Origin of the sequence: Pseudomonas fluorescens Q2-87, assembly GCF_000281895.1 — a bacterium.
GTDB lineage: Bacteria > Pseudomonadota > Gammaproteobacteria > Pseudomonadales > Pseudomonadaceae > Aquipseudomonas > Aquipseudomonas fluorescens_S.
Window position 1 is genome coordinate 4,909,667 of the sequence record NZ_CM001558.1, and the last position, 22,676, is coordinate 4,932,342.

20 protein-coding genes are annotated in these 22,676 nt (G+C 63.0%); 3 read left to right on the plus strand and 17 right to left on the minus strand.

Annotation, left to right across the window (positions count from 1 at the left end; genetic code table 11):
- Positions 1–318: 318 nt before the first annotated feature.
- From tsaB to ppc, 3 genes are all read right to left on the minus strand, one after another.
- Positions 319–996: a tRNA (adenosine(37)-N6)-threonylcarbamoyltransferase complex dimerization subunit type 1 TsaB gene (gene tsaB / locus PFLQ2_RS06225; RefSeq protein WP_003184986.1), complete on the minus strand. Its 678-nt coding sequence runs from the start codon at positions 994–996 to the stop codon at positions 319–321.
- Between the two features lie 94 nt (positions 997–1,090).
- Positions 1,091–1,741, minus strand: coding sequence for an adenylate kinase (adk, locus tag PFLQ2_RS06220; protein WP_003184987.1), 651 nt, complete (start codon positions 1,739–1,741; stop codon positions 1,091–1,093).
- 289 nt (positions 1,742–2,030) lie between these two features.
- On the minus strand, positions 2,031–4,661 hold the full coding sequence (gene ppc / locus PFLQ2_RS06215; RefSeq protein ID WP_003184990.1) for a phosphoenolpyruvate carboxylase: 2,631 nt from the start codon (positions 4,659–4,661) through the stop codon (positions 2,031–2,033).
- A 192-nt stretch (positions 4,662–4,853) separates the two neighbouring features.
- On the opposite strand from ppc, the gene PFLQ2_RS06210 reads away from it, so the two are divergent.
- The 3 genes from PFLQ2_RS06210 to PFLQ2_RS06200 all read left to right on the plus strand — a co-directional run bounded on the left by PFLQ2_RS06210 (position 4,854) and on the right by PFLQ2_RS06200 (position 6,736).
- Positions 4,854–5,198 (plus strand): hypothetical protein, encoded by a 345-nt coding sequence (locus PFLQ2_RS06210; RefSeq protein ID WP_003184992.1) that lies wholly within the window; start codon positions 4,854–4,856, stop codon positions 5,196–5,198.
- A 284-nt stretch (positions 5,199–5,482) separates the two neighbouring features.
- On the plus strand, positions 5,483–5,896 hold the full coding sequence (locus PFLQ2_RS06205) for a DUF4398 domain-containing protein (protein WP_003184994.1): 414 nt from the start codon (positions 5,483–5,485) through the stop codon (positions 5,894–5,896).
- Between the two features lie 48 nt (positions 5,897–5,944).
- Positions 5,945–6,736 carry an OmpA family protein gene (locus PFLQ2_RS06200; RefSeq protein ID WP_003184995.1) on the plus strand — a complete coding sequence of 264 codons (792 nt, stop codon included), beginning with the start codon at positions 5,945–5,947 and terminating at the stop codon, positions 6,734–6,736.
- Positions 6,737–6,921: 185 nt separating this feature from the next.
- Here the strand turns inward: PFLQ2_RS06200 and PFLQ2_RS06195 are convergent, their stop codons facing one another.
- From PFLQ2_RS06195 to PFLQ2_RS06135, 14 genes are all read right to left on the minus strand, one after another.
- A complete protein-coding gene (locus PFLQ2_RS06195) occupies positions 6,922–7,251 on the minus strand; it encodes a hypothetical protein (RefSeq protein WP_003184997.1) in 330 nt (109 codons plus the stop codon).
- Entirely contained in the window at positions 7,248–8,153 is a 906-nt protein-coding gene (locus PFLQ2_RS06190; RefSeq protein WP_003184998.1) for an alpha/beta hydrolase, read from the minus strand. Before PFLQ2_RS06190 ends, PFLQ2_RS06195 begins: the two co-directional genes overlap by 4 nt.
- A 150-nt stretch (positions 8,154–8,303) precedes the next feature.
- Complete coding sequence (locus tag PFLQ2_RS06185) at positions 8,304–9,581, minus strand: flavohemoglobin expression-modulating QEGLA motif protein (protein WP_003185001.1); 1,278 nt, start codon at positions 9,579–9,581, stop codon at positions 8,304–8,306.
- A gap of 36 nt (positions 9,582–9,617) precedes the next feature.
- Entirely contained in the window at positions 9,618–10,172 is a 555-nt protein-coding gene (locus PFLQ2_RS06180) for a hypothetical protein (protein ID WP_003185003.1), read from the minus strand.
- Positions 10,173–10,301: 129 nt separating this feature from the next.
- Positions 10,302–11,018 carry a TetR/AcrR family transcriptional regulator gene (locus tag PFLQ2_RS06175; protein ID WP_003185005.1) on the minus strand — a complete coding sequence of 239 codons (717 nt, stop codon included), beginning with the start codon at positions 11,016–11,018 and terminating at the stop codon, positions 10,302–10,304.
- A gap of 101 nt (positions 11,019–11,119) precedes the next feature.
- Positions 11,120–12,622: a lysine--tRNA ligase gene (gene lysS / locus PFLQ2_RS06170; protein WP_003185007.1), complete on the minus strand. Its 1,503-nt coding sequence runs from the start codon at positions 12,620–12,622 to the stop codon at positions 11,120–11,122.
- Between the two features lie 109 nt (positions 12,623–12,731).
- Positions 12,732–13,827, minus strand: a protein-coding gene (gene prfB / locus PFLQ2_RS28140; protein ID WP_152632816.1) for a peptide chain release factor 2 whose coding sequence is annotated in 2 segments (ribosomal slippage) — positions 12,732–13,754 and positions 13,756–13,827 — 1,095 coding nt in all. Because the reading frame shifts where the segments join, the coding sequence is not laid out codon by codon here.
- A 279-nt stretch (positions 13,828–14,106) separates the two neighbouring features.
- The gene (locus PFLQ2_RS06165) at positions 14,107–15,108 is read right to left on the minus strand and encodes a response regulator (protein ID WP_003185009.1); all 1,002 of its coding nucleotides are present in this window, start codon (positions 15,106–15,108) and stop codon (positions 14,107–14,109) included.
- A gap of 45 nt (positions 15,109–15,153) precedes the next feature.
- Entirely contained in the window at positions 15,154–16,164 is a 1,011-nt protein-coding gene (locus PFLQ2_RS06160; protein ID WP_003185010.1) for a chemotaxis response regulator protein-glutamate methylesterase, read from the minus strand.
- On the minus strand, positions 16,161–18,431 hold the full coding sequence (locus PFLQ2_RS06155; RefSeq protein ID WP_003185011.1) for a hybrid sensor histidine kinase/response regulator: 2,271 nt from the start codon (positions 18,429–18,431) through the stop codon (positions 16,161–16,163). The genes PFLQ2_RS06160 and PFLQ2_RS06155 overlap by 4 nt, the downstream gene beginning before the upstream one ends.
- Positions 18,428–19,099: a chemotaxis protein CheW gene (locus tag PFLQ2_RS06150; protein WP_003185014.1), complete on the minus strand. Its 672-nt coding sequence runs from the start codon at positions 19,097–19,099 to the stop codon at positions 18,428–18,430. The genes PFLQ2_RS06155 and PFLQ2_RS06150 overlap by 4 nt, the downstream gene beginning before the upstream one ends.
- Positions 19,096–20,385 carry a CheR family methyltransferase gene (locus PFLQ2_RS06145; RefSeq protein ID WP_003185016.1) on the minus strand — a complete coding sequence of 430 codons (1,290 nt, stop codon included), beginning with the start codon at positions 20,383–20,385 and terminating at the stop codon, positions 19,096–19,098. Before PFLQ2_RS06145 ends, PFLQ2_RS06150 begins: the two co-directional genes overlap by 4 nt.
- On the minus strand, positions 20,382–20,918 hold the full coding sequence (locus PFLQ2_RS06140) for a chemotaxis protein CheW (protein WP_003185018.1): 537 nt from the start codon (positions 20,916–20,918) through the stop codon (positions 20,382–20,384). Before PFLQ2_RS06140 ends, PFLQ2_RS06145 begins: the two co-directional genes overlap by 4 nt.
- Positions 20,918–22,540 carry a methyl-accepting chemotaxis protein gene (locus tag PFLQ2_RS06135; protein ID WP_003185021.1) on the minus strand — a complete coding sequence of 541 codons (1,623 nt, stop codon included), beginning with the start codon at positions 22,538–22,540 and terminating at the stop codon, positions 20,918–20,920. The genes PFLQ2_RS06140 and PFLQ2_RS06135 overlap by 1 nt, the downstream gene beginning before the upstream one ends.
- Positions 22,541–22,676: the final 136 nt, after the last annotated feature.

Sequence of the window (22,676 nt, forward strand, 5' to 3'; positions counted from 1 at the left end):
GCACTTTCGCAGCCGCGCAAATGCGCAAGTGATAACTAGAACACAGAAAGTCGAAAAGGTTTAAGAACAGGGGGAAAAAGTGACGACTGGTGATTTTTGACGTGACTTTGGGGTGGGAAAATGACTTTTGAATGGGGTGACTCTAAAGCACCTGAAAGTTGCAGGTAACTCTGTGGCGAGGGAGCTTGCTCCCGCTGGGGTGCGCAGCACCCCTCCCGACGTAGTTCAGTCGGTCACCCAGCGAGCGCTGCGCACTCGAGCGGGAGCAAGCTCCCTCGCCACAACGCTGCCCGCTTGGGAATGCGGTCAACCCTGGGTCTACCGTTCGGATTTCGGGGTCGCGACTTTGTCCCGCAGGTACACCGGTTGTGCATCATCGGCCGGGATGGCTTCGCCGCGTTCCCAGGCGAAGCGTGCCAGGGCCAGTAGGTCTTCGGCGTGGGGCAGCGCAGTGGCGTCCTGCCCGCTGAGGTGGACGGCGATGCGCTCGCCGTAGCCCCAACCGGTACCGGCGCCGAACCAGTCGCCGTCGGCTTCGCCCGGTAACGCCGCGGCTTCGGGTGGCAGCACCGCTTCGGCGCCGACCAGGCGCATCTCGCCATCAGTCTCGCGGTAGCAACCCCAGTACACCTCGTCCATACGCGCATCGATGGCTGCCGCGACTTGGCGGGCGCCGTGTTCGCGCAACGCTCGCTGTGCCAGTACCGCGAGGTTGGACACCGGCAACACTGGGCGTTCCAGCGCGAACGCCAGGCCCTGCACCACACCAATGGCGATACGCACGCCAGTGAATGCTCCCGGACCACGACCGAAGGCAATCGCGTCCACCGCCTGCAAAGTAGTGCCGGCGTCACTGAGCAGTTGTTGGATCATCGGCAAGAGCTTCTGGGCATGCAGCCGCGGGATCACCTCGTAATGGCTCGTGACCTTGCCGTCGTGCAGCAAGGCAACGGAGCAAGCTTCAGTCGCAGTGTCCAGGGCCAGCAAGGTGCTCATCGATGTGTCCGTAAATCAGGTGGGAAAAAAGTGCGCCAGTATAAACAACTACGGCCCGCAAGCGGGCCGTAGTTGACGCAACTGATCAGACTTTTCAGCTCAGCGCTTGAAGCACCTTGCCGGTGATCGCTTCAACCGAACCGACGCCAGCGATGTGGCTGTACTTCGGCTTGCCCTGGGTCTTGGCGGAAAGCTTCTGGTAGAAGTCCACCAGCGGCTTGGTCTGGGAATGGTAGACCGACAGGCGATGGCGCACGGTTTCTTCGGTGTCGTCCTTGCGCTGCACCAGGTCTTCACCGGTGACGTCGTCCTTGCCCGCGGTTTTCGGCGGATTGTAGATAGTGTGGTAGACACGACCGGACGGCTCGTGGACACGACGACCGGCGATACGCTGGACGATCTCTTCGTCGTCGACGGCGATCTCGACCACATGATCGAGCTCCACGCCAGCTTCTACCAAGGCTTCGGCCTGGGGAATGGTGCGTGGGAAACCGTCGAACAGAAAGCCGTTGACGCAATCGGCTTGAGCGATGCGGTCCTTGACCAGGGCGATGATCAGGTCATCCGATACCAGGCCACCGGCATCCATGATGCCCTTGGCCTTGACGCCCAGCTCGGTGCCGGCCTTGACCGCGGCACGCAGCATGTCGCCCGTGGAGATTTGCGGGATGCCGAATTTTTCGGTGATGAACTTTGCCTGAGTACCTTTACCGGCCCCGGGAGCTCCCAGCAGAATGACGCGCATCGATGTGCTCCTCAATTTTTTTATGTAAACGCTCGGATTCGCCTCGTGGGGCCAATCTCGGAAAACAGGATCGTGACCGCCCAAACGGCCAAAGGCTGATCAAGATACACAGCAGGCCCGACCCACACAAGCCGCCGAAAGTCGGAGGAACCCGCGCCCGACGCGACCTTTGGCGTAGGTGGCGAGAGTCGCAACCGGGCAACAAACTGTCGCCTGGCCGACCTGTTCCCGCCCCTTGCCGGGTAACGCCCGGGCTAGGGGGCGAGCCGTTTCGGTGCGCTGCCTGACCTTAGCCGGTGTTGCGCAAACCGGCGGCAATCCCTGCCACAGACACCAGCAGCGCCTGTTCCACGGGGCTGCCCTGGCCCACTTCCTGTTGCCGCGAGCGTGCCAACAGTTCGGCCTGCAACAGGTGGAGCGGGTCAAGGTAGGTGTTGCGCAAGCGGATGAATTCCAGCGTATCCGGGCTATGTGCCAGTAGCTGCGACTGAGCGGTCAAGCCAAGGACGACGGAGCAGGCCTGCGACAATAGGTCGCGTAAATGCGCACCCAAAGGCAGCAACCCGGGTTCCACCAGACGTTCGTCGTAGGAACGCGCAATATCCGCGTCAGCCTTGGCCAGGACCATTTCCAGCATGTCGATGCGGGTGCGGAAGAACGGCCATTGCTCGCGCATCTGCCCCAGCAACTCGCCTTCGCCGCGCTCCAGGGCCTTGCCCAGGGCGGTTTCCCAGCCGAGCCAGGCCGGTAGCATCAGGCGGGTCTGGGTCCAGCCGAAGATCCATGGGATCGCCCGCAAACTTTCGATACCGCCGGCCCGACGCTTGGCCGGACGGCTGCCCAGGGGCAGGCGCCCCAACTCCTGCTCCGGTGTCGACTGGCGAAAATACTCGACGAACTGCGGGTTCTCGCGCACCACCGCCCGGTAGGCCTTGACGCCGTCGGCGGCCAGCTCGTCCATCAGGTGCCGCCATTGGGGCGTGGGAGGTGGCGGTGGCAACAGCGTCGCTTCCAGCACCGCGGCGAGATAGAGATTGAGGTTCTGTTCAGCGATGTCCGGCAAGCCGAATTTGAAACGAATCATTTCCCCCTGTTCCGTGGTGCGGAAACGCCCGGCTACCGAACCGGGTGGCTGGGACAGGATCGCCGCGTGCGCCGGACCGCCGCCACGCCCCACGGTGCCACCGCGACCGTGGAACAACAACAGCTCCACTTGCTGCTCGCGGCAGATGTCCACCAGCCGTTCCTGAGCCCGATATTGCGCCCAGGCCGCCGCTGTGGTCCCGGCGTCCTTGGCCGAATCGGAATAGCCGATCATCACTTCCTGGGGCCCCTGCAGCCGCGAGCGATAGCCCGGCAGCAGCAACAGCCGCTCGATCACCGGCCCGGCGTTGTCCAGGTCCGCCAGGGTTTCGAACAACGGCACCACCCGCATCGGCCGCAGCACGCCGGATTCTTTCAACAGCAGCTGCACCGCCAGGACATCGGAAGCCGCGCCGGCCATGGAAATCACATAGGAGCCAAGGGACGCCGCCGGCGCCGCCGCGACTTCCCGGCACGTCGCAAGCACTTCCGCGGTATCGGCCGAGGGCTTGAAGTGGGCCGGCAACAGCGGACGCCGGTTGTTCAGTTCCTCCAGCAGGAACTTGATGCGCTGCTCCTCGTTCCAGTCCTCGTAGCGGCCCAGGCCCAGGTAGTCGGTGATTTCCGTCATGGCGGCAGTGTGCCGCGTGGAATCCTGGCGCACATCGAGGCGCACCAGGAACAACCCAAAGGTCACCGCCCGGCGCAGGCAGTCAAGCAACGGCCCATCGGCGATCACGCCCATGCCGCATTCGTGCAGGGAGTGGTAGCACAGCTCCAGGGGCGCCAGCAGCTCGCGGTTTTGCTGCAACACCTCGGCCGTGGCAGGCGTAGTGGCCTTCAAGGATTGCTGCGCCCAGTTGCGGGTGGCGCGCAGGCGTTCGCGCAATTGCTTGAGCACCGCGCGATAAGGTTCGGCGCTGTCGCCGGCCTGGGCACGCAAGGCTTCGCTGGCGTTTTGCATGGACAGATCGGCGGCCAGGTGGTCGACGTCGCGCAAATACAGGTCCGCAGCCATCCACCGCGCCAGCAGCAGCACTTCCCGGGTCACCGCCGCCGTGACATTCGGATTGCCGTCGCGGTCGCCGCCCATCCATGAGGCAAAGCGGATCGGCGCGGCCTCCAGCGGCAGGCGCAGCCCGGTGGCGGCGTGCAGGGCCTGGTCGGCCTTGCGCAAGTAATTGGGAATGGCCTGCCATAGCGAATGCTCGATCACGGCGAATCCCCACTTGGCCTCGTCCACGGGGGTCGGCCGGGTGCGGCGGATTTCCTCGGTGTGCCAGGCTTCGGCGATCAGCCGTTGCAGGCGCTGCTGGATCTGAGCGCGCTCGGCACTGGTCAGGTCGCGGTGATCCTGGGCCGCCAATTGCGCGGCGATGGCGTCGTACTTCTGGATCAGCGTGCGGCGCGCCACTTCCGTCGGGTGGGCGGTGAGGACCAGTTCGATTTCCAGCCGCCCCAACTGCCGGGCCAGGGACTCGGCGCCATGGCCCTCGGCTCGCAACCGGGCGAGCAGTTCAGGGAGCACTCGCGCCTCGAAAGGCGCTGGCTGCGACTCTTCGCGGCGGTGAATGAGCTGGTATTGCTCGGCGATGTTGGCCAGGTTCAGGAACTGGTTGAACGCCCGCGCCACCGGCAGTAGCTCGTCTTCGCTGAGCTGGTTGAGGCTGGCACTGAGCTCGGCATCCACGGAACCGCGGCGGTCAGCCTTGGCGCCCTTGCGGATCTGCTCGATCTTGTCGAGGAACGTGTCGCCGTACTGTTCGCGGATGGTATTGCCCAGCAGCTCGCCGAGCAGGTGAACATCCTCGCGCAAGCGCGCATCGATATCGGTCATCAGCAGTTCTCCAGCAAAAGGTCCGGACAGCGATCGGGTGAGACGCAGGAGATAGAGAGTGCCGATGCCGGTCGTTTATGACAAGCGACGAAGGGACTTTAAACCTTGCCGGACGAAGCTAGTCTGATGGGTAAGCCACACAACGGCTTGCCACTCACCGCGCCTGCCACGAGCCGGCTTATTGAGGTCATCATGAAAATCCGTGAGCTCGCCCAGCACTGGGAAGAAAACGCCAAGGGCCGCCTGACCCAGACTGGCTACACGATTCACCTGGACGTGGAAGCCGCCGCACGGCTGGCGGCGATCTGCGACATGTACCCCAAGCGCCAGCCCGAAGAGCTGCTGGGCGAACTGATCGGGGCGGCGCTGGAAGAGCTGGAGGCCAGCTTCCCCTACGTCAAGGGCTCACAGGTCGTTGCCACCGATGAAGAAGGCGACCCGCTGTACGAAGACGTCGGCCCGACCCCGCGTTTCCTCGCCCTCTCCCGCCGCCATCTGCACGAACTTTCCTCGCAGAACGACAAATCGAAACACTGATCCGATCCTTTCCAAAGGGCTGTTCCCGGCGCTGGGCCTGTCATTTCCAGCGCTGGGAATACCGCTGCGCGCCTTGAAAGTTCAGCTTTTCTGCCGCTGACCGATCAGTCAGTAATTCTTTTGGCGATTGGCCACCTCGGCCTGAACTTTTGAAAAAAGCCTCGGGTCACACCGAGTAACCATACTGGAACGGTCGTTTAAATAAACGCGCCCTGGCGCCCGCGCCAAAACAGACGTCACGGCTTCGGTCCCAGCATGGATCAGTATTTTTCAGGAGTTTTCCAATGGAGTTGAAGCCTATGAATACCTGCACTGCCAAACCCTCATCCACTGGCCTGCGCGGCCTGAAGTTGGCTGCCCTGGCTATCGGTAGCAGCTTCATCCTCGCCGGTTGTGCCGGCAACCCACCTTCGGAGCAGTACGCGGTGACGCAATCGGCGGTCAACAGCGCCGTCAGCGCTGGCGGTACTGAATTCGCGGCGGTGGAAATGAAGTCGGCCCAGGACAAGCTCAAGCAAGCCGAGCTGGCCATGCACGACAAGAACTACGCAGAAGCCAAGCGTCTGGCCGAACAGGCCGAATGGGATGCCCGTGTCGCCGAGCGCAAGGCCCAGGCCGCCAAGGCCGAACAAGCACTCAAGGATTCCCAGAAAGGGGTTCAGGAACTGCGTCAGGAAGGCATGAACAAGGTTCAGTAGACCGTTCCCGCCACGACGTACTTCTCATTGATAAAAGGACGACAGACTATGACGCACAAACATTTGATGATGCCCGCCCTGCTCGCTGCCTGCGTAGCCCTGGCCGCTTGCTCCCATGACCCGAACGCGAACCTGGAACAGGCCCGCACCAACTACAACGGCCTGCAGGCTGACCCGGCCGCCACCAAGGTCGCCGCCCTGGAAACCAAGGACGCGGCTGACTTCCTGGCCAAGGCCGACAAGGCCTACCTGGACAGGGAAGACGAAGCCAAGGTCGACCAACTGGCCTACCTGACCAACCAGCGCGTCGAAGTGGCCAAGCAGACCATCGCCCTGCGCAACGCCGAGGCCGAACTGAAAAACGCCGGCGACGAACGCGCCCGTGCGCTGCTCGATGCGCGCAATGCTCAGATCAAGCAGTTGCAGGACAGCCTGAACGCCAAGCAGACCGAACGCGGTACGCTGGTGACCTTCGGCGACGTGCTGTTCGCCACCAATAAGTCCGACCTGCGCTCCAATGGCGTGGCCAACGTCAACAAACTGGCCCAGTTCCTCCAGGAAAACCCGGACCGCAAGGTGATTATCGAAGGCTACACCGACAGCACCGGTTCGGATTCCTACAACCAGTCGCTGTCCGAGCGTCGCGCCAGCTCCGTGCGTACCGCGCTGGTGAAAATGGGCGTCGACCCGGCTCGCATCGTGATCCAGGGCTACGGCAAGGAATTCCCGGTGGCCGACAACACCAGCGTTTCGGGCCGTGCTATGAACCGTCGCGTGGAAGTGACCATCTCCAACGACAACCAGCCAGTAGCACCGCGTTCGAGCATGAGCGCCAACTGATCGGCTGAGTGCAATGCAAAAGCCCCGTCTGACTTCAATCAGGCGGGGCTTTTTATCGGCTAACACATCTCCCCTGTGGGAGCGGGCTTGCTCGCGAAAGCGTCCGGTCAGCTACATATACAGGACTGCCACACCGCCTTCGCGAGCAAGCCCGCTCCCACAGGGGATCTATGGAGTCCTTGGGATTACGGCTGCAACTTCTGCGGCGTCTCCTGCCCCATGCAACGAACGGCACGCTTCTTCTCGTTGATCAGCACGCCGGTCAGGCCTTTCTGCTCGGTGTCGAACAGCACCAGCACGCCGTCGATGCACTGGGCGACTTGGGGAGCCGGCTCCAGGGAAACCTTGTAGTCCTCGCCCGGTACGGTCTTGAGCATGGTGAACTGGTTGAGCAACAAGGCGTCCTCCGGCTTGGCGAAGTGCAGGTAGCCGTAGTACCAAAGCACCGCGACGGTGCCGATGATGCTGCAGATACCGGTAATGATCAGGGGGATGGCGTTGCGTTCTTCGCTCATTGCGGGCTCTCAGGAGATTCAGCGGGTGATTTCGGAAAGTTGGGGACCTCGCCCAGGCGGCGCAGACCGTCGAAGTGCTGCGGGTCGTCGAGGTAACGCAGCATCACGGTTCGCCAGGTCGGGTCGGCGAAGGTTTGCACATGGCCGCCGCGGGTCAGTTGCAGGACCCGCGGCGGCGGCGCAGCTTGATACAGACGGATGCCGTTGGAAAGAGGCACGATGGGGTCATCGAGGCTGTGGTAGATCAGCTTCGGCACGCCGGTCAGTTGCGCCACGGAGCCAATCGCGCTGTCACCGTCCGGCACCAGCCAGGACAACGGCACCTGGAACGGCCAGGTCAGCCATGACGTACTGAGGGCGAAACGCCCTACCTCGCGATAACTGGCGGGCACGCCGTCGAGCACCAGGGCCTTGAGCTGTTGTTGGCGCTGCGGATGTTCCACCAGATAATGCACCGCCAGCGCGCCGCCCAGGCTTTGGCCGAGCAGCACCAATGGCTTGCCCCGGACCTCCGGCGACTGGTCGAGCCATTTGAACGCCGCGTCGATGTCTTGGTAAATCGCCGGCAGGCTCGGCTCGCCTTCGGACAACCCATAGCCGCGGTAGTCGATCATCAGCACTTGGTAACCCTGCTCCGGCAACCACCAGCTCCCGCCCAGGTGCCAGGCCAGGTTGCCGCCGTTGCCGTGCAGGTGCAGCACCGTGCCCTTGACCGCCACGCCTGGCTTGACCGGTAGCCACCAGCCATGAAGCTTCAAACCATCGGCAGTGGTCAGGGTGACGTCGCGATATTCGAGCTTGGCCCGCTCCGGAGTGAACGGCAGGCCGTGCTCGGGGTAGAACAGCAGGGAACTGCAGCCGCTCAGGGCCAGCAGCAGGCAAACGATGCCGAGGATTCGCATCCGGTGAAACCTCGCAAGATACAGAAATTGAAACATAGTCCACTGTGGGAGCGAGCTTGCTCGCGAAAGCGGTGGATCAGTCGACATCATCGTTATCTGATCCACTGCTTTCGCGAGCAAGCCCGCTCCCACAATTGGGCAATGTGATGTTCAAAGGATATTGGAGTAATCCGCTTCGATCCGGTCCAGGCTCAGGTGATTGAGGAAGTTGGAGAAACACATCCAGGCCGACAGTGCATTCATGTCACGGAACTGCTCGGGCAGGTACTTGGGCGGTACGACCAGGCCTTCGTCCACCAATTGCCGCAACGTGCGCATGTCCTCCAGGGTGGTCTTGCCGCAGAACAGCAGCGGCACTTGCTCCAGCTTGCCTTTGCGTACCGCCAGCTGAATGTAGTTGTAGACCATGATGAAGCCCTTGAGATAGGACAAGTCTTTGGTAAATGGCAGACCGGTCGGCACCGAACCACGGAAAACACGGCTGGCGTTGCCATAGCTTTCGGCCATCTCGAAACCCTGCTCGCGGAAGAACTCGAAAACCTGCAGGAAATCGGCCCCCTCCTCCACCATGTGGATGGCCCGGGTGCGGTTGGTGAGTTTGCGCAGGCGACTTGGGTAGGACGCGAAGGTGATAATTTCCATCAGGATCGCCAGGCCTTCCTGGGTCACGGTGGACGAGGGAGGGCCCTTGGACAAGAAGGTGCAGATCGGCTGGTTCAAGCCGTTGAGAGTCGTGCCAACGTGCACCAGCCCTTCGTGGACTTCCAGGGCGCGCACGTCGCGCTCGTTGAACATCGCATCGGTGCGGATCTTGATGTAGTCGGCCCCCGCCGCCGCATCGGCCACGATCCCGTCGGATTCAAACACCCGGATGGTTTCCTCGGCCTCGCCGAAGACCCGGTTGAGACGGTGTTGCAGCAGGCTCACGGCCTCCTTGGCGCTGAGCACTTTCGGCTCATCCTTGAGGTCGCCACGGCCGTCGATGTTGTTCAGGTAATCGGAGAGCATCAGGCCCAGGTCGGCCAGGGTCGGGTCGCCGGCGTGGAAGGCGTCGGAGGCGGCGCCGTAGAGCTCCTGGGAGATCAGTCCGAAATCCTCGGTACCCCGCGCTTCGAGCATGCGCACCACCATGCGATATTCCTTGCACATGCGGCGCATGATCTGACCCACCGGGTTGAACTGCCCCAGTTGGCGGGTGATGTCGCGCTCGATGTTCTGGAACTCCAGCTTTACCTTGCTGGAATCGAAGGACAGCGGACGGTTGAGATAATAGTCGCGGTCCACCGCCGGCATTTCCTTGCCCTTGGCCTTGAGGAACCCCTTGCGGATGTTCTCGTCCCACTTCACGGCATCGAGAATGCGAATCGGCGTTTGCGCCAGCACAATGCGATCGGACAAGGTGCGTATCGTCTGCTGGTAATCGTCCACCCGGAACTCCTGTGAAAAAACATCCGCCTGCTGCGGTTATTGGGATTTGACCAGTCGCTGGTAGCGCACGGCTTCCGAGAACACATCGGAATTGGCCGGGTCGTCGAGGTAACTGAAAACCTTGTTCATGTCGCTGTCCACCAGCACGCCGTCGCCCGCTTCGCTCTGGCTCGGCTGGCCGCTGAGGATCTTCTGCCCGATGGCCTGGTTGATCTGCTCCAGGTCCAGGTTGTAGACCACCAACTCCTGCTTGTCGGTCAATTCGAAACCGGCGATCACGTAATGCCCGCCATAGTGGGCCGGCACCTTCGCCGACAGGTACCAACGGCTGCCGTGGCGGGAGACGGTCAGGGGAATGGCTTCGCGCTCTTGGGGCCTGGCCCTGAAGTAGCTGATGGCCTGGTAGCGGTGCTTGCCGACTTTCGTCAACTCCAGGTTCAACGGTTCGCCCCAGGCATTGGTGCTGGTCCAATGGCCCAGCAGGCCCTTGGGCGCGGCTTCGCTGTCAGGTAACGGTGCCTTGAACGACACCAGGCAACCACTGAGCAGTAGCAGCGAAACGGCCAGTGCAACGGCACGCCAGGCTTTCATTGGAACTCCCTATAGTAGGCAGTGGCGAGGGAGCTTGCTCCCGCTGGGCTGCGCAGCGGCCCTTTTGGTGAGTGCTGCGCACTCAAGCGGGAGCAAGCTCCCTCGCCACATAGACTGCGGTGCTTTCAACTACACCGAAGCCAGTACCAGGTGCATGTAGCGGGTCAGGATACCGAGCATGTCTTCACCGGCTACCGGCTCGGCGCCATTGAGCAAGCCCTGATATTCCATCCGTCCGATAATCGCCGTCAACACTTTGGCATCCTGCTGTGGCTCGCGGGAACCCAATACCTGGAAAAACTGACACGTGCCGTGCAGCAAGATCTGCTGGTGGGAGCGCACCAGCTCCGCCAGGCGCGGGTTGAGCAATGCTTCTTGGCGGAAGGCCTGTTCGGCCATCAGGTATTCGCGGCGGCTGTCCAATTGGTGCTGTACGTATTCAGCGGTCATCCGCGCAATGTCGTCCGCCAGTTGCGAGCGCGATTGGGGGCTGCCGTCACCGTAGGCGACCATCTCCCGCAGCAGGCCTTCGTTGTTGGCCCACAGCTTGCCCATGAACGCCGCGCTGCGCTCCACGTACTGGGCGAAGGTATCGGTGAGCAAGTCATCGATGTCCTTGAAATAGTACGTGGTGGCCGACAGCGGCACGCCCGCTTCAGCGGCTACGGCGCGATGGCGCACGGCCCGCACGCCATCACGGACCACAATGCGCATGGCCGCGTCGAGAATATCCTGGCGACGCTGCTCACTGCCCTGGCGGCTCGCTTTGCGGCCCTGGTACTGAACACTTTCAGCGACAGCCGTGGCGACGCCCGCTGCACCTTCTGAAGCCATTGCACGATTCACGACAGGTCTTTCCTCGCTATTTCGGAAGTAACTATTTGATACGTTTGTACCAGACAGGCAATAAAAAGCCGCCCATCGAGGCGGCTTTTTAATTGAAACACTTACGCTTGGGGCCGCATGTGCGGGAAGAGAATGACATCCCGGATCGACGGCGAGTTGGTCAACAACATCACCAGCCGATCGATGCCGATGCCTTCACCGGCGGTCGGCGGCATGCCGTACTCCAGGGCACGTACGAAGTCAGCGTCGTAATGCATGGCTTCATCGTCGCCGGCGTCCTTGTCGGCCACCTGGGCCATGAAACGCTCGGCCTGGTCTTCCGCGTCGTTGAGCTCGGAGTAGGCGTTGGCGATTTCACGGCCGCCGATGAACAGCTCGAAACGGTCGGTCACGCTTGGGTTCTCGTCGTTACGACGGGCCAGCGGCGACACTTCGAACGGGTACTGGGTGATGAAATGCGGCTGTTCCAGCTTGTGCTCGACCAGCTCCTCGAAAATCATCACTTGCAGCTTGCCCAGGCCTTCGAAGCCGAGCACCTTGGCGCCGGCCTTCTTGGCGATGGCACGGGCTTTCTCGATGTCCTGCAGGTCGGCCGCGGTGATGTCCGGGTTGTACTTGAGGATCGAGTCGAACACCGACAAACGCACGAACGGCTCGCCGAAGTGGAAGACCTTATCGCCATACGGCACGTCGGTAGTCCCGAGTACCAGCTGCGCCAGCTCGCGGAACAGTTCCTCGGTCAGGTCCATGTTGTCTTCGTAGTCGGCGTAGGCCTGGTAGAACTCGAGCATGGTGAACTCGGGGTTGTGCCGGGTCGAAACGCCTTCGTTACGGAAGTTGCGGTTGATCTCGAAGACCTTTTCAAACCCGCCGACAACCAGCCGCTTGAGGTACAGCTCCGGCGCGATACGCAGGAACATTTCCATGTCCAGGGCGTTGTGGTGGGTTTCGAACGGCTTGGCCGCCGCACCGCCGGGGATGGTCTGCAACATCGGTGTCTCGACTTCGAGGAAGTCACGCTTCATCAGGAAGCTGCGGATGTGGGCGATGACCTGCGAGCGCACGCGGAAGGTCTGGCGCACCTCTTCGTTGACGATCAGGTCGACGTAACGCTGGCGATAACGCTGTTCGGTGTCGGTCAGGCCGTGGTGCTTGTCCGGCAGCGGGCGCAGGGACTTGGTCAGCAGGCGCACGCTGGTCATCTCGACGTACAGGTCGCCCTTGCCGGAGCGGGCCAGGGTGCCTTCGGCGGCAATGATGTCACCCAAGTCCCAGGTCTTGACGGCGGCCAGGGTTTCTTCGGGCAATGTCTTGCGGTTGACGTAGACCTGGATGCGACCGGTCATGTCCTGGATCACCATGAACGAACCACGGTTGAGCATGATGCGACCGGCCACCTTGACGGGAATCGCCGCTTCAGCCAGCTCTTCCTTGGTCTTGTCCGCGTACGTCTTCTGCAGCACGTCACAGTAGGCGTCACGGCGGAAGTCGTTGGGGAAGGCCTGGCCCTTGGCGCGCTCGGCAGCAAGCTTTTCCTTGCGCAGGGCGATCAGGGAGTTTTCTTCCTGTTGCAGGGCTTGCGGGTCGAGTTCTAGGTCGCTCATGTCTTTAAGGATTCCATCACAGGTTCGTTGCCCCCGGCCGCCGGGGCCGGAGTTTGCGGGCAAGCCTCGCTCCCGGGGAAGCGTGCCTGCCCACCGCGTGGGTGTCGCGTTACAGCCCTTGCTTGAGGCTGGCGATCAGGTATTCATCGATGTCGCCGTCGAGCACCTTGTCGCAGTCGCTGCGTTCAATGCTGGTGCGCAGGTCCTTGATACGCGAGGCATCGAGTACGTACGAGCGGATCTGGTGACCCCAGCCGATGTCCGACTTGGTGTCTTCCAGGGCCTGGGACGCGGCGTTGCGCTTCTGTACTTCCTGCTCGTAAAGACGGGCCCGCAGCATTTTCATCGCGGTGTCTTTGTTGGCGTGCTGGGAGCGTTCGTTCTGGCAGCTGACCACGGTGTTGGTCGGTACGTGGGTAATCCGTACGGCCGAATCGGTGGTGTTGACGTGCTGACCACCCGCACCGGAGGAGCGGTAGGTGTCGATGCGCAGGTCCGCCGGGTTGATCTCGATTTCGATGTTGTCGTCGATTTCCGGGGAAACGAAGACGGCCGAGAACGACGTATGGCGACGGTTGCCGGAGTCGAACGGGCTCTTGCGCACCAGGCGATGCACGCCGATCTCGGTTCGCAGCCAGCCAAAGGCGTATTCGCCCTTGATGTGCACGGTGGCGCCCTTGATCCCGGCGACTTCACCGGCGGACAGCTCCATGATGGTGGCGTCGAAACCGCGCTTGTCAGCCCAGCGCAGGTACATGCGCAGCAGGATGTTGGCCCAGTCCTGGGCCTCGGTGCCGCCGGAGCCGGCCTGGATGTCCAGGTAGGCGTTGTTCATGTCCATCTCGCCGCTGAACATGCGGCGGAATTCCAGCTTGGCGAGGTTCTCGTCCAGGCGTGTCAGTTCGGCGACGACATCGCCGACCGCGCCTTCATCGTTCTCTTCGACAGCCATGTCCAGCAGGTCGCGGCAATCGGCCAGGCCGCTGGACAACTCGTCCAGGGTCTCGACGATCTGCGCCAGCGCAGCACGCTCGCGCCCCAGTTCCTGGGCGTACGAAGGGTTGTTCCAGACATTCGGATCTTCAAGCTCGCGATTGACTTCGGTCAGGCGCTCATGCTTTTGATCGTAGTCAAAGATACCCCCGAATAGTTTCGGAGCGCTCGGACAGGTCCTTGATGGTGTTAAGGATCGGGTTGATTTCCATGGCGGGCAGCACTCGTTGGCGAACTTTTGAAAGCCGGCGAGTATAACGTAATCAAGCGTCGGCGGCAGCCCGCCTGGCGGCTTTAGGGGCATGAAACTCAGGGACATGGCTCAACACCGGCCCCGTGGCGAGGGCGCTTGCTCCCGCTGGGCTGCGCAGCAGCCCCCCTCAAAGGCCACTCAATCAACCCGATCCACCGAGTTGCCTGGTTTCAGGGCCGCTGCGCGCCCCAGCGGGAGCAAGCTCCCTCGCCACAAAAGCATCATCATCGACCGAAGGTCATTCGAAGCCCACCCGGTTACGTCCATTGTGCTTGGCCAGGTACAGCCCTTTGTCCGCCGCCGAGATCAACTGCCGACTATCGCCGCCCGGCTGCGGCGTGATGGTCGAGACGCCGATGCTGATGGTCAGGCTCTCGCCGCCATCGGGTGTGGTGTGGGGAATCTTCAGAGCGACGACGCTCTGGCGCAGCTTTTCAGCCATCAACCGGGCGCCGCCAGGCGAGGTGCTGGGCAATACCAAGGCAAATTCTTCGCCACCGTAGCGGGCCGGCAAGTCGGAGGGGCGACTGCACGCATCACGGATCGCCCCGGCCACCTTGCGCAGGGCTTCGTCGCCCTCCAAGTGACCGAAGTTGTCGTTATAGGACTTGAAGTAGTCCACGTCGATCATCAACAGCGACAGTTGGCTCTGGTCGCGCATCGCCCTGCGCCACTCCAGCTCCAGGTATTCGTCGAAGTGCCGGCGATTGGACAGCCCGGTCAAGCCATCGGAGTTCATCAGCCGTTGCAGCACTAGGTTGGTGTCGAGCAACTGCTGCTGGCTGACCCGCAGCGCGCGATAGGCCGCGTCGCGCTGCAACAGCATCATGTAGGAGCGCGAGTGATAGCGGATGCGCGCCACCAGTTCGATGTTGTCCGGCAACTTGACCAGGTAATCGTTGGCCCCGGCGGCGAAGGCCGCGCTCTTGATCAGCGGGTCCTCCTTGGTGGACAGGACAATGATCGGGATATCGCGGGTGGCCGGATGGTTACGGTACTCGCGCACCAGGCTCAGGCCGTCGAGGCCGGGCATTACCAGGTCCTGGAGAATCACCGTCGGCTTGATCCGGATCGCGTGGGCGATGGCCTGGTGGGGATCGGAGCAAAAGTGGAAGTCGATGTTTTCTTCATTCGACAGCCCGCGCCGCACCGCCTCGCCGATCATCGCCTGGTCGTCGACGAGCAGGACCATGGCGGCATTCTCATCGTTCTTGAAGCCGTCGAGCTGCAGATCATTCATGGGTGCTTACCTGAGTACGGCCTGGGCCGAGGTCGCCGGGGTTCATCATTTGCTAAATATCTCCAACAACCGTGGCGCGATATCGTCCAGGCCAAGAATATGAACGGCGGCGTCGATGGCGGCGGCTGCCTTGGGCATGCCATACACCGCGCTGCTGCGCTGGTCCTGGGCGATGGTCTCCCAACCCTGTTGGCGCATCAGCTTAAGCCCTTGTGCCCCGTCGCGGCCCATGCCGGTGAGCAATACACCCACCGCGTCACCGCTCCAGAAATGGGCGACGCTTTCGAAAAAAACGTCGATGGAGGGCCGGTAGATTTCATTCACCGGCTCGGCGGTGTAGGCCAAGGTACCGTCCTTCAACAAACGTAGATGGTGATTGGTCCCGGCCAGCAACACCGTGCCGCTCTGCGGCGTCTCGCCGTGCCGGGCCAGGCGGACCCTGTGGCCCGACGCACTGCCCAGCCACTCGGCCATGCCTGCGGCGAACACCTCGTCGACATGCTGGACCAGCACAATGGCCGGGGCAAAATCACGCGGCAGGGCTTTCAACAGCACCTCCAGCGCCGCCGGCCCGCCCGCCGACGATCCGATGGCCACCAGGCTATTTCGCGACACCGCCGCACGCTGCGTCGTCGCAGCGGGTCGTTCCCGCCTGTTGCGCTCGCCGATCAGCCAGCCGATGTTGGTGATCTTGCGCAGCAGGGGCGCCGCTGCGTCCGCTGGATTACCGACGCCCAGGGCCGGCGTATCGACCACGTCCAGGGCGCCATGGCCCATGGCCTCGAACACCCGATGGACGTTCTGTTGGCTGTCACCGGTGACGATGACAATCGCGCAGGGCGTATCGGCCATGATCCGCCGTGTAGCCTCCACGCCATCCATGATCGGCATGAACAGGTCCATCAGGATCAGGTCCGGGGTGTACTCGGCGCAGCGCTGCACCGCCTCGGCCCCGTTGGCGGCCACCCAGACCAGTTGATGCGCCGGCTCGAACGCCAGGGCACGGCGCAGGGCCTCGACCGCCAGGGGCATGTCATTGACGATGGCGATCTTCAAGCGCGGGCTCCCCCGATCAATTCGACTACAGCGTCGAGCAAGGCGTCGTCGTGGAAACTCGCCTTCGCTAGATAATAGTCGGCCCCCGCGTCCAGGCCACGGCGACGGTCTTCTTCGCGGTCCTTATAGGACACCACCATCACCGGCAGCGATTGCAAACGGTTGTCGCGTCGCAACAGCGACACCAGCTCGATGCCATCCATGCGCGGCATGTCGATATCGGTAATCAGCAAATCGAAATCCTCCGAGCGCAATGCGTTCCATCCATCCATGCCATCCACCGCCACGGCCACCTCGTAGCCGCGATTGAGCAGCAGCTTGCGTTGCAGCTCGCGCACGGTCAGCGAGTCATCCACCACCAGGATCCGCTTGCGCGGAGCCTGGGCCTGGTTCTGCCGGGCAATGCGTTCCAGGCGCCCGGTATCGAGCAGCTTGTCCACCGACCGCAGCAGGTCCTCGACGTCGACAATCAACACCACCGAGCCGTCGTCCAGCAAGGCTCCGGCGGAAATATCCTGGACCTTGCCCAGGCGCTCGTCCAAAGGCAGGACCACCAATGTGCGCTCGCCAATGAAGCGTTCCACCGCGACCCCATAGATCGATTCGCGCTCGCGAATGACCACGACCTTGAGGGTGTGGCTGTTGTTCTGCGTCGCCGGGCGATTGAGCAATTGGCTGGCGGCGACCAGCCCGATATGCCGGCCCTCGTGCCAGAAATGCTGGCGGCCTTCGACCTGCACGATGTCGTCGGGCGCCAGGTCGCACATGCGTTCGATGTGGGCCAGGGGAAAGGCATACGCCTCGCCGCCGACTTCCACCACCAGGCTGCGCACCACCGACAGGGTCAGCGGCACTTCGAGATGGAAACGACTGCCCCCGCCCGCCGTCTGCTCCAGCACCACGGCCCCGCGCAACTGCCGGACCATATGCTGGACGGCGTCCAGGCCGACGCCGCGACCGGATACCTCGGTGACTTTGTCTCGCAGGCTGAAACCGGGCAGGAACAGGAATGTCAGCAGTTCCTCTTCGCTCAGGCTGGCAGCGGTTTGCGCTGGGGAAAGGCCGCGCTCGACGATGCTGCGGCGGACCCGTTCCAGATCCACGCCGGCACCGTCGTCCACCAGTTCGAGCACCAGCAGGCCGGCCTGATGGGAAGCCCGCAGGCGGATCAGGCCTTCGGCGGGCTTGCCGGCCAGTTGGCGCTGTTCCGGGGTTTCGATGCCATGGTCCACGGCATTGCGCAGTAAATGGGTCAGCGGCGCCTCGAGCTTTTCCAGCACGTCGCGGTCGACCTGGGTTTTTTCGCCCTCGATCTCCAGGCGGACCTGCTTGCCCAGGCTGCGACCGAGATCACGGACCATGCGGACCTGGCCGCTGAGCACATCGGCAAACGGCCGCATGCGACAGGCCAGCGCCGTGTCATACAGCACCTGCGCCCGCTGGCTGGCCTGCCAGGCGAACTCATCCAGCTCGGCGGTCTTGAGCGCCAGCAGTTGCTGGGTTTCGGCCAGCAAGCGGCGCGCATCGCCAAGGGCTTCCTGGGCCTGCAGGCTCAGAGCGTGATCCTTGAGGTGCACGTTCAGCTCTTCAAGGGCACGCAGGCCGTTGCCTTGCTGACGCTTGAGGCGTTGCATCGCTGCCAGCCAGGGCTTGAGGCGCTGGGTTTCCACCAAGGATTTGCTCGACAGGTCGAGCAGGCTGTTGAGGCGTTCAGCCGTGACCCGCAGGACCCGTTCGCCGCCTTCGGTGACCCGTTTAGCCTTGGCCTTGGGCGTCGGCTCGATGGGCGCGGCAGGTCCCAGTTCGGGCAATTCGACAGGAGCGGTTTCGACGGGCATCTCGATTGCCGGCGGCGCTGCGGCCGAAGCCTGGGCGGCCTCAGGGTCGAGCAGTCGCCCCATCAGCGCCACGTATGCATCGATGTCAGCAGCGCCAATGTCGTTGCCCGGCGTGGCGATGCGCGTCAGCAGGTCCGTGCCTTGCAGCAAGGCATCGATGTGAACGGCACCCAGCACCAGGCGGCCTTCCTGGGCACTGACCAGGCAATCTTCCATGACATGGGCCACGCTGACGCCGGCGTCCACCCCGACGATGCGCGCCGCGCCTTTTAGCGAGTGGGCCGCGCGCATGCATGACTCAAGGTACTCGGCCTGGGTCGGATCACGCTCCAGGGCCAGCAGGCCGGTGCTCAGCACTTGGACCTGGGCTTCGGCTTCCAGGCTGAACAGTTCCAGCAACGAGGCATCGCGCATCTGATCGGGCGTCATGACAGGCTCCGGGACACGGCGGACAGCAGCTGTTCTTCGTCCAGCCAGCGCAAGCTGCGGCCCTTGTAGGGCAACACACCGCGAGTGTACTTGCCCGCTGACGGCGAAGCGCTCGCCAGGATCCGTTCGTCGATGGCATGGATGCCGTCCACCTCGTCCACCGGCACCACCACCGGCCCGCCCTTGGCCGCGACGATCAACATGCGCGGCATGATTCGCCCACCGGGAACCGCCGGCGCGCCGGGCTCCAGGTCCAACAATTCCACCAGCGACAGGCAGGCCACCAACGCCCCGCGCACGTTCGCCACGCCGAGCAAGGCCCGCGAACGTTGGTGAGGTAACGAATGGATCGGCTGCAACGGCGCGACCTCCACCAAGCTGCGGGTGGTCAAGGCCAGCCACTCTTCGCCGAGGCGGAACATCAGCAATGAGCGCGTGGCGATGTCGGTGTCCAGCGGGGCGCCGACCAGGTCCCGGTCATCCTGTTGCAGGGCATACCGGTCGAGCAGGCGGGTGGCGGCCGCCGAATACACCGGGCAATTGCGGCAGTGGATATGCTCGGTCAGTCGTTCACACGATTTGTCGCCATGCACGCCGATGCGGTTCCAGCAATCGTCGATTGCCTCGGCATCGTCATGGGTGACCTTGTAAAAAGCCGAACCGCTCATCGTTTACGCTCACTGTCTGCGGTGCGCTCGCTACGGGCAGCGCGTTCCTGCAATCGACGGGCTCCGGCCGCGTCTCCCTGGGAAGCCAGCAGCGCCGCCAGATGCACCAGGGCCTCGGCGTGTTGCGGTTCAAGATAAAGCGCCTTGCGATAAAACCCTTGGGCCTCGAGCGCGCTGCCGGCCATGTCGCTGAGCAACCCCAGCCAATAAAACACCTGGGCCGCTGGCGCATGGCTACGCAAGTACTGTTCGCAGGCCGTGCGGGCCTCGGCGCTCTTGCCGCTGTTGGCCAGGGCGGCGATCTGCGCCAGCAACCCGGCCGCGTCGCCGCCCTTGGCTTGGGCAACCGCGGGCCGGGCCTGGGAAAACGGCACGGAGCGGATCACCGGGGCGACAGTTCGGGGCGGCACTTGGCGAACCGGCAGCGGGGCCGGCATCAACGTGGGTAGCAAGGTCGGTGGCGAGGTCGGCAACGGTTGTGGTTCGGGGGCGCCCTGGCGACTGAAGGCGAACGACTGGGCAGCCCCGATCGAGCGCATGCCCAGGCGCCCGAGCAAACTGCCCTCGGCGGGGCCGATAAACAGTACGCCATCCTGGTGGGTCAGGCGCTTGAGCACCTCGAACACCTGCTGCTGGGTCGGCTGGTCGAAGTAAATCAGCAGGTTGCGGCAGAACACGAAATCGTAAGGTGCTTCATTCACCAGCAAGGCCGGATCCAGCAGGTTGCCCACTTGCAGGCGCACTTGCTCGCGCACCCGCTCGCTGAGGCGATAGCCCTCGTCTTCGGCCTCGAAATGCCGTTCGCGAAAGGCAAGGTCAGCACCACGGAAAGAATTGCGGCCATAACGCGCAGCCTTGGCCCGTTCAACCGACAGCGGGCTGACGTCCAGCCCCTCGACTTTGAATTGATGGGCGCCCAGCCCTGCGTCGAGCAAGGCCATGGCGATGGAGTACGGTTCCTCACCGGTGGAACACGGCAAGCTGAGGATGCGCAAAGCGCGCAGGTGCTTGATCTCGGCGAGTCGCTTGCCGGCCAGCCGGGCGAGGGTCGCGAAAGATTCAGGGTAACGGAAGAACCAGGTCTCCGGGACGATCACCGCTTCGATCAGCGCTTGCTGTTCCTGCCCCGAATGCTGCAGCGATTGCCAGTAGTCGTCGGCGGTTCGCCCGGGCACAGCGATGATGCGTTGGCGCACGGCCCGCTCGATGATGGCTGAACCGACGGAGGTCACGTCCAGGCCGATGCGTTCTTTGAGGAAATCGAAAAAGCGCTGGTCATTGCTCATGGCCGGGCCCCGAGGTCATCGATGTCCAGCCCGGGTGTGGGAAACAACACGGCGCGGACCGACTCGTCGAGCAGGTCATTGACCCGCACCCATTGCAGCAGCCCCTGCGCATCCTCGCGCACCGGGCCCAGGTACGGCGCCTGCCGATTGTCGAGGCCATACGGCTGGAATTGCGCCGGATCGCAGCGCAGGGTGTCAGTGGCCTGTTCCAGGATCAGTCCCAGCACTTGCCTCGCCTGCTGCGCGTCGGGCTGGTAGTTCACCAGCACCAGCCGCGTACTGGTGCGAGCCTCGGCATTCTGGCCGAAGGTCAGCGCGCACAGGTCGATCACCGGCACCACCACCCCGCGCCAGGCAAAAACGCCGGCCACCCAGGACGGCGCCCGCGCGATCGGCTTGAGGGGCAGGCGCGGCAATACCTCCACCACGTCGGTGGCCTGCAGGGCGTAACGCTCGTTACCGATGCGAAACACCAGGAACAGCGGCTGGCGGGCCGTCGAGGTCATGCCACGCGGGGTCTCTGATTCAGCCATCAGACTTTGAAACGCGAGACGCCACCGCGCAGCCCCACGGCTACCTGGCTCAGTTCGTCAATGGCGGAACTGGCCTGGCGCAGGGATTCCACGGTCTGGCTGCTGGCATCGCCCAGTTGCACCAGGGCGTGGTTGATCTGCTCGGCACCGGTGGCCTGGGCCTGCATGCCCTCGTTGACCATCAACACCCGCGGCGCCAAGGCCTGGACCTGATGGATGATCTGCGACAGCTGCTCGCCGACCTGCTGCACCTCGAACATGCCGCGGCGCACTTCTTCAGAGAACTTGTCCATGCCCATGACCCCCGCCGACACGGCGGACTGGATCTCGCGCACCATTTGCTCGATGTCATACGTGGCCACGGCCGTCTGGTCAGCCAGGCGCCGTACTTCCGTGGCGACTACCGCGAATCCGCGACCATATTCCCCGGCCTTTTCGGCCTCGATGGCAGCGTTGAGCGACAACAGGTTGGTCTGGTCGGCCACCTTGACGATGGTGACCACGACTTGGTTGATGTTACCGGCCTTCTCGTTGAGGATCGCCAGCTTGGCGTTCACCAGGTCGGCGGCGCCCATCACCGAATGCATGGTTTCTTCCATGCGCGCCAGGCCTTGCTGGCCGGAGCCGGCGGCCACCGAGGCTTGGTCGGCGGCGGTGGAAACCTCGGTCATGGTGCGCACCAGGTCCCGGGAAGTCGCGGCGATTTCCCGGGACGTCGCGCCGATCTCGGTGGTGGTGGCAGCGGTTTCGGTGGCCGTGGCCTGTTGCTCGCGGGAGGTGGCGGCGATTTCGGTCACCGAGGTGGTGACTTGCACCGAGGAACGCTGGGCCTGGGACACCAGCGAAGTCAGTTCGGCCATCATGTCGTTGAAGCCTGTCTCCACTGCGCCGAATTCATCTTTGCGTGCCAAGTTCAGGCGCCCGCTCAGGTCGCCGCTGCGCATGACCTCGAGAATCTCCACGATACGGTTCATCGGCGCCATGATCGCGCGCATCAGCAACAGCCCGCAGAGCAGGGCGACAATCAGCGCGACAAGAAACGACAGACCCATGGCGACCTTTGCCGCCGTCACCGCGTCGTCGATGGTCTGGGTGGCGCTTTCGGCCAGTTCGCGATTGCGCTCGATGATGTGGTTCAGATGCTGACGACCGCCGATCCACGCTGGCGTCAGTTCCTTTTCCAAGGCCAGCCGCGCCCCTTCGTAATCCTTGCGCTGATACAAGTCCAGGACCTTCGCCATGGCCAGGTTGAATGCTTGATGATTATTTTCGAACTCGTCGAAAGACGCCTGGTCGGCAGGGTTCTGGATCAGCTGTTGATAATTCTGTATTTCTTCGCGCAGGTGCTGCTCGAAGCCCTGGAAGCGGGTCTTGTCTTCGGCGGTGATTTCATGGTTGCCCGAAAGGCCGACGATCTGTTGGGTCAGCACGTAGCTGTCGACCCAGCCACCGCGAATCATGGAGCTGTAATACACCCCCGGCACCGCATCGGCCCGGACCCTCTCCTCACTGTCCTGGATCTTTAGCAACCGCGAAAACGAGACAACAACCATGAGCAGCATGATGGCGATGATCACCGCAAAACTCGCCAGGATGCGTTGGCGCAATGTCCAGTTCTTCACAGTAAAACCTCGGGCACTTGAAAATGCTGGGGAGTATAGCCGAGGGCGGCGTGGCGTCTGCATGGCGGTGGCGGAGGATTTTGAGCCAGTTGGAGCAATGGAGTACCTGTGAGGATCTGCATCAGCCCCAATTCCA